Origin of the sequence: Accumulibacter sp., assembly GCF_023806625.1 — a bacterium.
Taxonomy (GTDB): domain Bacteria; phylum Pseudomonadota; class Gammaproteobacteria; order Burkholderiales; family Rhodocyclaceae; genus Accumulibacter.
In genome coordinates this window covers 20,080-29,806 of record NZ_JAMTDX010000030.1, presented here as the reverse complement: position 1 = coordinate 29,806, position 9,727 = coordinate 20,080, and the positions used below count along the sequence as shown (strand labels likewise).

The 9,727-nt window shown below is 65.8% G+C and carries 5 protein-coding genes and 1 pseudogene; 5 read left to right on the top strand and 1 reads right to left on the bottom strand.

The annotated features are described in order from the left end of the window. Positions 1 to 119 precede the first annotated feature (119 nt). Positions 120 to 491, bottom strand: a complete 372-nt coding sequence (secG, locus tag NFW05_RS06300; RefSeq protein WP_295303794.1) for a preprotein translocase subunit SecG — start codon at positions 489 to 491, stop codon at positions 120 to 122. A gap of 401 nt (positions 492 to 892) precedes the next feature. Here secG and NFW05_RS06295 point away from each other — a divergent pair, with 401 nt between their 5' ends. From NFW05_RS06295 to cphA (NFW05_RS06275), 5 genes and pseudogenes are all read left to right on the top strand, one after another. After that, the gene (locus NFW05_RS06295) at positions 893 to 1,633 is read left to right on the top strand and encodes a spermidine synthase (RefSeq protein ID WP_295303803.1); all 741 of its coding nucleotides are present in this window, start codon (positions 893 to 895) and stop codon (positions 1,631 to 1,633) included. 103 nt (positions 1,634 to 1,736) lie between these two features. Beyond that, the gene (locus NFW05_RS06290) at positions 1,737 to 4,061 is read left to right on the top strand and encodes an ABC transporter ATP-binding protein (protein ID WP_295303791.1); all 2,325 of its coding nucleotides are present in this window, start codon (positions 1,737 to 1,739) and stop codon (positions 4,059 to 4,061) included. Then, the gene (locus tag NFW05_RS06285; RefSeq protein WP_295303788.1) at positions 4,058 to 4,534 is read left to right on the top strand and encodes a DUF1854 domain-containing protein; all 477 of its coding nucleotides are present in this window, start codon (positions 4,058 to 4,060) and stop codon (positions 4,532 to 4,534) included. The genes NFW05_RS06290 and NFW05_RS06285 overlap by 4 nt, the downstream gene beginning before the upstream one ends. A gap of 237 nt (positions 4,535 to 4,771) precedes the next feature. Continuing rightward, positions 4,772 to 6,931 (top strand): annotated as a pseudogene (gene cphA / locus NFW05_RS06280) (cyanophycin synthetase); the annotation flags it as partial. An 80-nt stretch (positions 6,932 to 7,011) separates the two neighbouring features. Beyond that, positions 7,012 to 9,639, top strand: coding sequence for a cyanophycin synthetase (cphA, locus tag NFW05_RS06275; protein ID WP_295303785.1), 2,628 nt, complete (start codon positions 7,012 to 7,014; stop codon positions 9,637 to 9,639). Positions 9,640 to 9,727: the final 88 nt, after the last annotated feature.

The following is a 9,727-nucleotide window of genomic DNA, read 5'->3' as shown; positions in this document are numbered from 1 at the left end:
CGAAGTCACTACCCCCTCAAGATAGCGTGTATACCAATTTCACCACGTCGGCACTGCTACATGCGGACGACGAGTCGACCGAGGGCTCCTGCTTTTCTCGTCGCCACCTTCAACCCAGATCACTTGGGAATTTCTTTCGCTTTCGAATCGGGATTCGAAGAATTCGCACCCTTGTCCGTACTGCCGGAAGGCGGTGCTGGAACAGGCGGCAAGTTTACCGCATCCTGCATGACACTGCCACCCGTTTTTGGCTTGCTCGAAGCGAGGTAGGCGAGGGACAGGCTGGTCACGAAAAACACCGTCGCCAGAACGGCAGTCGCGCGACTCAGGAAGTTGGCCGAACCCGTCGCGCCGAACAGGCTGCCCGAAGCACCGCTCCCGAAGGCCGCGCCCATGTCCGCGCCCTTCCCGTGCTGGACGAGGACCAGTCCGATCACCCCGACCGCCGCAGCGATGTGAACCAGCAGAACCACCGAAAAGAGATATTCCATGTCGCCTCGTGCCCGACCGCGTCCGGGGTGGTCGGCAACCCCGACCGCACCAGCAAATCGTTCCGAGTATAGCCACTTTGGCAGCGACTGGTCAATTGACGGGAAGCACGTTCGGCGGCGACGGGGACCTCGCCGTGACCGGACAGCGGCCGCCCGTCACCCGCCGACACGCGCGGCGCCGAGCAGGCAACGGCCCTGACACGCCGGCAGCGATACAATTGGGGCTCCCGGCAGCCGTGCACCGCGAGGTGCAAGCTTCGCTGGCACGGACTCCTCGCGCCGGCTGCCTTGTGCTCGAGCCACCTCCCTTGCCTGGATCAGACCATTCCCTTGCCCAGCGAGTCCGCCGCCTGCTGGCCCGCGCCACCCGGCGCTGCGCGCAGCCCGCGACGGGGGGATCGATCAGCATCAGCGAACGTGCGGGCGTACGCTACCTGCACTTTTCGTCGGACTGGGTCCAGGGCGCGATGCGCGTTCAACGCCCGAACGACCTGGAACTTCGCTACACGCGCGAGATGATGGCCGGGCTACTGCTCCGCGAAGCCCCATGGCCTTGCGAAGCATTGCTGATCGGCCTGGGCGCCGGATCGCTGGCCAAGTTCATCTACCGCCACCTGCCGGCGACGGCGATCACCGTAGTCGAAATCGACCCGGCGGTCGAAAGTGTCGCGCGAGCGCAGTTCCACCTGCCCGACGACCCGCTGCGGCTGCGCATCGTCATCGCGGATGGCGCCGATTACATGCTCGGCGGCGGCTGCCGCCAGGACTACATCCTCGTCGACGGCTTCGACCACGAAGGGCGCGCCGGCGTACTCGAAAGCTTTCCGTTCTATCAGGCGTGCCGGGCAAGGTTGAGCGAGCGCGGATTGCTGGCCATCAACCTGCTCGGTCGCCAGAGCGGCTTCATGTCGACCGTCGAGAGGATTCGCCGCGCCTTCGACGAGCGGGTGATCGTTTTCCCGTCCTGCGACAGCGGCAACACGATCGTGCTGGCCACCGCGGGCGAGCCGGTCGATCTGTCCGGCGAAGACCTGTTCGCTCGTGCCGAAAGCTGGCGTCGCCAGACTGGGCTCAATCTGCTCCCGACGGTCGCTCGACTGAACCGCGAAGGCTGCCTCTCCGGCGGATCGCTCAAGCTCTGACCCTCGGTCAGGAGCGCTTCGCCGCTAGGCGACGAGACGCGTCTGGCGAGTATACTTGCGCCTATCCCCGCCAAACGCCACCGGGTTAGAGAAAGCGCATTCCATGAGCCAAGGCAAGCCCGCTTGCAGTCCGGACGACCGACCCCCGCCTGCGCTGTCGCCGCCTCTCCTTCCAGCCCAATGGGCGGCCCCGGTCGATCGTCAGCTGGCCACGGGCGAGAAGCTTCTCGCCTGGATCGAGACCGATCTCGACGCCGCTCTGCATTTCGCTGGCGGCCTCGTCTTGGTCACCAGCGAGCGACTGCTCGTCCGCTCGCCCGACGACGGCGACTGGCGGAACTGGACTTACCGCCCCGGCCTGACGCTGAGCCGGCGCGATCACTCGGGCGTCGGCGCGCTCGAGCTGTGCGACAGCGCCGGCCGACTCGGCTGCTGGCGCTATACGCTCGGTGCCGACATCGCCGCCGGCCGCCTGGTCGATCATTTCGCCCGCCAGCTTGCTCTCCGGACAACCGGTCATGCGCCTCCAGCGGCCGCCGTGGCGCTTTGTCCGAAGTGCGAGACGCCGCTGCTCGCCGGTCAGGAAGAATGTCCGGCGTGCAGCCGCGAAATCCACGAGCCGCCGTCGACCTGGACGCTGCTCCGTCTGGGCCGCTTTGCCCGGCCCTACAAGGGACAGCTGCTCACCGGCTTCGTGCTCTCGCTGCTGACCACCGCGGCAACGCTGGTCGCCCCCTACCTGACCATGCCGCTGATGGACAAGGTGCTGATCCCCTATCAGAACGGCCAGCCGATCGATCCGGAATTGGTCGGCCTGTACCTCGCCGGGCTGCTCGGCTCGTCGCTCGTCGCCTGGGTGCTCGGCTGGGGACGGACGTACATCCTCGCGCTCGTCTCCGAGCGGATCGGTGGCGACCTGCGCACGGCGACCTACGAACATCTGCTGAGACTCTCGCAGGAATACTTTGGTGGCAAGCGAACCGGCGACCTGATGGCGCGGATCGGCTCCGAAACCGACCGGATCAACATCTTCCTCTCGCTGCACCTGCTCGACTTCGCCACCGACGTCCTGATGATCGTCATGACCACGGTGATCCTCGTGTCGATCGATCCGTGGCTGGCGATGGTCACCCTCGTGCCGCTGCCGATCATCGCCTGGCTGATCCACGTCGTCAGGGAAAGACTCCGGACGGGCTTCGAGCGTGTCGACCGCGTCTGGGCCGAGGTGACCAACGTCCTCGCCGACACGATCCCCGGGATCCGGGTGGTCAAGGCCTTCGCCCAGGAGGCCCGTGAAGCGGCCCGCTTTCGCGCGGCCAACGTGCATAACCTCGAGGTGAACGACCGCGTCAATCGCGTCTGGTCGCTGTTCTCGCCAACGGTGACGCTGCTCACCGAGATCGGTCTGCTGATCGTCTGGGCCTTCGGGATCTGGCAGATCGCCAACGACCGGATCACCGTCGGCGTGCTGACCGCTTTCCTCGCCTACATCAGCCGCTTCTACCTGCGCCTCGACTCGATGAGCCGCATCGTCTCGGTCACCCAGAAGGCTGCCGCCGGAGCCAAGCGCATCTTCGACATCCTCGACCACGTCTCGAGCGTTCCCGAGCCGGCGAATCCGGTGCACCTGCCTCAGGTCTCCGGGCGAATAGAACTGCGCGGCGTCGGCTTTCGCTACGGGACACGCAGTGTCACGCGCGACGTCAGCCTGGTCATCGAACCGGGAGAGATGGTCGGGCTGGTCGGACACAGCGGCTCCGGGAAGAGCACGCTGGTCAACCTGATCTGCCGTTTCTACGACGTCAGCGAAGGAGCGATCCTGATCGACGGCGTAGACATCCGTTCGCTGCCGGTCGCCGAGTACCGCAGGCACATCGGTCTGGTTCTCCAGGAGCCATTCCTCTTCTTCGGCACGATCGCCGAAAACATTGCCTACGGCAAACCCGACGCCACGCGCGCCGAAATCGTCGCCGCCGCCCGCGCTGCGCACGCCCACGAGTTCATTCTCCGGCTTCCCCACGGCTACGACTCGCTGGTCGGCGAAAGGGGCCAGGCTCTTTCCGGCGGCGAACGTCAGCGCATCTCGATCGCCCGAGCGTTGCTCATCGATCCGCGGATTCTGATTCTCGATGAAGCGACCTCCTCGGTCGACACGACGACCGAGAAGGAGATCCAGAAGGCGCTCGACAACCTCGTCCGCGGGCGGACGACGATCGCCATCGCGCACCGCCTGTCGACACTGCGCGATGCCAGTCGTCTGGTCGTGCTCGATCGCGGAAATGTCGTCGAAGTCGGTAGCCACGACCAGCTGATGGCCCTCGAAGGTCATTACTACCGGCTCTATCAGGCGCAGGCACGCAACGTAGATACTGAAGACGAACTGAACCGACTCGAGCTCGACGGCAAGAACGAGGGGGATCGCGAATGAGCGGAAGTACGGCTTGCCATGGTCTGCGGCGCAACGCCTTCGGGCGGCTCGAACTGACCACCACCGAAGGGGAAATCCACGAGGGCGTCGTGCCGGTTCGGCCGTTTCCGATCACCGCTCCCGACGAGGGCATCGCGCTGGTCGACCCCTACGGCCACGAACTCGCCTGGATCGAGCGGCTGTCCGACCTGCCCGAAGACCAGCGCCGGCTGGTCGAGGCGGAACTCGCCAGCCGGGAATTCATGCCCGAGATCCGGCGCATCGTCCGCGTGGCCAGCTACGCGACACCAAGCACCTGGCACGTGGAGACCGATCGTGGCCCGGCGAGCTTCGTTCTCAAGGGCGAGGAGGACATCCGCCGACTCGCGTCGCCCGCGCTGCTGATCGCCGACAGTCACGGGATCCACTTCCTGATCCGGGACCGTCATGCGCTCGATCAGACGAGCCGACGCATCCTGGACCGCTTCCTGTGAAACCGGGCGCAACGTTGCGGGGCCGTGGCTACGCGGGATCGGCCGGGAACCGACTGCTCCGGAGTCGAGCTTGCCCGGAAAAGTCATGCCCACCTGCTGCTGCCGGTCAGCCGTTTGGCGAATCCGGCGTTATGCCAGCGATGGGTGCTCTGCGCTGTCGCTGGCCCCGGAAGACTCGCGCAACGCCGGATCCTGTCGCGCAACTGCGCATCGCCTTGCCCTCCCTGGACTCAACGCATGAAAACTAAAGATATCAGGTTCATCGAGATCCGCTACCTGCAGGGTCCGAACATCTGGACCTATCGTCCGGCACTCGAAGCCGTCGTGGACATCGGTGAACTCGAGGACTCTCCTTCGAACACCATCCCCGGCTTTTACGAGAGGCTGACGGCACTGCTTCCGTCCCTCGTCGAGCATCGCTGCTCGTACGGCGAGCGCGGCGGCTTCCTGCGGCGTGTTCAGGAGGGCACCTGGGCCCCGCACATGCTGGAGCACGTCACGCTCGAACTGCAGAACCTCGCCGGGATGCCCGGTGGCTTCGGCAAGGCTCGCGAGACCTCGAGACGCGGCGTCTACCGGGTGGTCGTTCGTGCCTGGCACGACGAGGTTACCCGTGCCTGCCTCCAGGCCGGCCGCGATCTGCTGCTCGCGGCGATCGAGGACAAGCCTTTCGACGTTGACGGAACGGTCCAGCATCTGGCCGACATGGCTGAACGCAAGCTGCTCGGACCGAGCACGAGCTGCATCGTCGACGCGGCGACGGCCAAGGACCGCCGGATCCCGGCCATTCGCCTGCTCGCCGACGGCAACCTCGTCCAACTCGGCTACGGCGCGCGCAGCCGGCGAATCTGGACCGCCGAAACCGATCGCACGAGCGCGATCGCCGAGGGAATCTCGCGTGACAAGGATCTGACCAAGAGCCTGCTCAGCGCCTGCGGCGTCCCTGTTCCCGAAGGGCGGATCGTCGAAGACGCCGACGACGCCTGTGTCGCGGCCGAAGAAATCGGCTACCCGGTGGTCGTCAAGCCATCCGACGGCAATCATGCGCGCGGCGTGTTCACCAATCTGGTGAGCAACGACGAAGTTCGTTCAGCGTATGCAGCGGCCATCGAGGAAGGCAGCAGCGTGATGGTCGAACGCTACGTACGTGGTTCCGAGCACCGCCTGCTGGTCGTCGGCGGCAAGCTCGTCGCGGCAGCGCGCGGCGAGATCGCACGAGTCATCGGCGATGGCCGTTCGACGATCAACGAACTGATCGACAGCCAGATCAACTCCGACCCCCGGCGCGGCGCGGCCGAGGAATTTCCGCTCGACGTGATCATCCTCAGCGAGAATCCGGTCGCCCGGCTCGAAGTCTCGCGACAGGGCTTCACCCCCGACTCGATACCGCCCGAAGGCCGCGAGGTGATGATCGTGCGCAGCGGCAACCACACCGACGATGTCACCGACCTGGTACACCCGGAGACGGCGGCGACTGCTTCGCTCGCAGTGCGCATCGTCGGCCTGGACATTGCGGGAGTAGACCTGGTCTGCGAGGACATTTCCCGCCCACTCGAAGAACAACGCGGTGCGATCGTCGAAGTGAACGCCGGACCGGGCCTGCTGATGCACACCAAGCCACTGGTTGGCCAACCGCGTCCGGTCGGTGGTGCGATCGTCGAGGAGTTGTTCCCGGCCGGCGACGACGGCCGGATCCCGATCGTCGGGGTGACCGGCACGTCCGGCAAGACGACGGTCGCCCGACTGATCGCCAGCTTCCTTTCCCTTGCCGGCAGACACAGCGGTCTGGCGTGCACCGACGGCCTGTTCATCGACCGACGCCGTATCGACAGCGGAGACTGCGCAAACTGGCGGTCCGCGCACCGCATCCTGATGAATCGCGCCGTCGAAGCGGCCGTATTCGAGAACGGCAGCGACACGATTCTCGACGAAGGACTCGCCTACGACCGCTGCCAGGTCGGCGTGGTCACCAACGTCGAGCCCGAGCAGCACTACGGTCGTCACTTCGTCGAGACGGCAGAGCATGTGTTCACCGTCCTGCGTACACAGGTCGACCTCGTGCTGCCGACCGGTGCCGCCGTCCTCAACGCGCGCCAGCCGATGCTCGTCGAAATGGCCTCACTGTGCGACGGCGAAGTGATCTTCTTCGCCAGTGACGCGAGCCTGCCCGCACTTCGCGAACATCGCGCGCGGGGCAGACGTGCGGTCATTCTCCGCGACGGACAGGTGGTCCTGGCCACCGGCGACGAGGAGCAGGTGATCGTCAGCCTGCGGAGCGTCCCGATCAGCGGTGGGGGCAGCGTCGACTTTCAGGTCGAGAACGTCCTCGCGGCCAGCGCAGCCGCATGGGCGCTCGGGATCGGGCCGGAGATCATCCGCACCGGCCTCGAGACCTTCCCGACAGCCTGAACGACCCGATAGGAAGCGATGATCAGCGTTGCTCAGCAGCGCGCGACCTGACCCAGCACGAGGAGACCATGGAAGTATCGCGCATCCGGGCCCTACGCGGCCCGAACCTGTGGAGCCGGCACACCTCGATCGAGGCGATTGTCTGCTGCCCCGAAGACGAACGCAGCATCGACGCCCTTCCAGGGTTCGAGGCCCGACTACGCGAACGCTTCCCGGAACTGGCCATGCTCGAACCTGCCGGGCACGACGAGCCGGTCTCGATGGCCCAGGTCCTCGAGTTCGCCGCGCTCGGGTTACAGGCGGAAGCAGGCTGTCCGGTCACCTTCAGCCGTACGACCCAGACCGTCGAACCGGGCGTCTACCAGGTCGTCGTCGAGTACAGTGAGGAAGCCGTCGGGCGCCTGGCCTTCGAAGTCGCTCAGGAGCTGTGCACCGCCTCGCTCGACGACAAACCCTTCGATCTGGCCAGCACCCTGAGCCGCCTGCGCGAACTCGACGAAGACCTGCGCCTCGGGCCGAGTACCGGAGCGATCGTCTATGCGGCCGCCGCGCGCAACATACCCTATCGCCGACTGACCGAGGGAAGCATGGTCCAGTTTGGTTGGGGAAGCCGCCAGCGACGCATTCAGGCGGCAGAAACCGACCGCACCAGCGCACTCGCCGAGTCGATCGCCCAGGACAAGGAACTCAGCAAGATTCTCCTGCACGCCGCCGGCGTCCCCGTGCCCATCGGGCGGCCCGTGCTCAGCGCGGAAGACGCATGGGCAGCAGCTTGCGAGATCGGCTGCCCGGTGGTCGTCAAACCGCAGGATGGCAACCAGGGCAAGGGCGTCGCAGTCAATCTGAGCACGCGGGAAGAAATCGAAGCAGCCTATGCGCTGGCCTTCGAGGTCAGCGACGAGGTGCTCGTCGAGCGCTACCTCCCTGGCCACGACTACCGCCTGCTGGTCGTCGGCGACAAGCTCATTGCGGCGGCGAGACGCGATCCTCCGCTGGTCGTCGGCGACGGCGTGCACAGCATCCGGCAGCTGGTCGAACGCGTGAACAGCGACCCGCGGAGAGGTGAAGGCCATGCGACATCGCTGACCCGGATCCGTCTCGACGAGGTCGCGCTCGCCCGCCTGGCGAACGCTGGCCTGACACCGGATTCGGTGCCGGCCAGGGGCCAGCGTGTGGTGTTGCGCAACAACGCCAACCTGTCGACCGGCGGCACGGCAACCGATGTCACCGACGACGTTCATCCCGAGTTTGCCGCGGCCGCAGTCGCCGCAGCGCAGACGATCGGTCTCGACATCGCCGGCGTCGACGTCGTCTGCGACAGCGTCCTTCGACCCCTCGAAGCGCAAGGCGGCGGGATCGTCGAGATCAACGCGGCTCCAGGCCTGCGCATGCACCTGCAGCCGTCATTCGGCAAGGGACGACCGGTCGGCGAAGCGATCATCAGCAGCATGTTCGCCCCGGGTGAAGACGGCCGGATTCCTCTGGTCGCCGTCGCCGGAACCAACGGCAAGACGACCACCGTCCGGCTGATTGCGCATATCATCGGTGAATGCGGCCTGCGCGTGGGGATGACGACTACCGACGGGATCTACATCCAGGGGCGGCGCATCGATACCGGAGACTGCAGCGGTCCGAAGAGCGCGAGGAATGTCCTCTTCCATCCCGACGTCGATGCTGCCGTGCTCGAGACGGCTCGCGGAGGCGTGCTGCGCGAAGGACTCGGATTCGACCGCTGCGACGTGGCCGTGGTGACCAACATCGGCCTCGGCGATCACCTCGGGTTGTCGTACATCAGCACGGTCGAGGACCTGTCGGTCGTCAAGCGCGTCATCGTCCAGAACGTCAGACCGGGTACCGGTGTCGCGGTACTCAACGCCGCCGACCCGATGGTCGCCAGAATGGCCGCTTCCTGTCCCGGGACGGTGACCTACTTCGCCATCGACCGCAACCATCCGGTGATGGCCACGCATCGTGCCCAGCGCAAGCGGGTCGTCTACCGCGATGGCGACTCGATCGTCGCTTCCGGAGGAGGAGTCGAGCACCGCATTGCGCTCGCCGGAATTCCATTGACCCGGCAAGGTGCGATCAGCTTCCAGGTCGAGAACGCGATGGCGGCGATCGCTGCCGTCTGGGCGCTCGGCATCGACTGGCCGACCATCGAGCGCGGCTTGAGCAGCTTCGTCAGCGACGTGGCCACGGCACCCGGCCGATTCAATCTATTCGATTATCGCGGGGCGACGCTGATCGCCGACTATGGCCACAATCCGGACGCGATTCAGGCGCTGGTCCAGGCGGTCGAGAATCTGCCGCTCGGGCCTGGCGGGAAGCGCTCGGTGGTGATCAGCGGAGCTGGTGACCGCCGCGACCAGGACATTCGCCAGCAGACGGAAATCCTTGGCGATGCCTTCGATCGCGTGATCCTCTACCAGGACCAGTGCCAGCGTGGCCGAGCCGACGGCGAAGTGCTGGCCCTGCTCCAGGAGGGCCTCAGAAATGCGCGGCGGACTGTGGAAGTGACCGAGATTCGCGGCGAATTCCTGGCCATAGATTTCGCGCTGGCCAGCCTGCAGGCCGGTGACATCTGCCTGATCCTGATCGATCAGATCGAGGAAGCTCTGGACCACATCAGGAGGCGACTGGCCGAAAGCCGGACCAATCACGACGACACCGGGTCGCCCACACATCAGAGGGCGTGAATGAATCTGCTGCGCGACCGACTCACGGTGTCACTCGCTCACTTCTCGCCCAGCCATCTGATCCGACATGTCTCGTCGTTCTCTCATG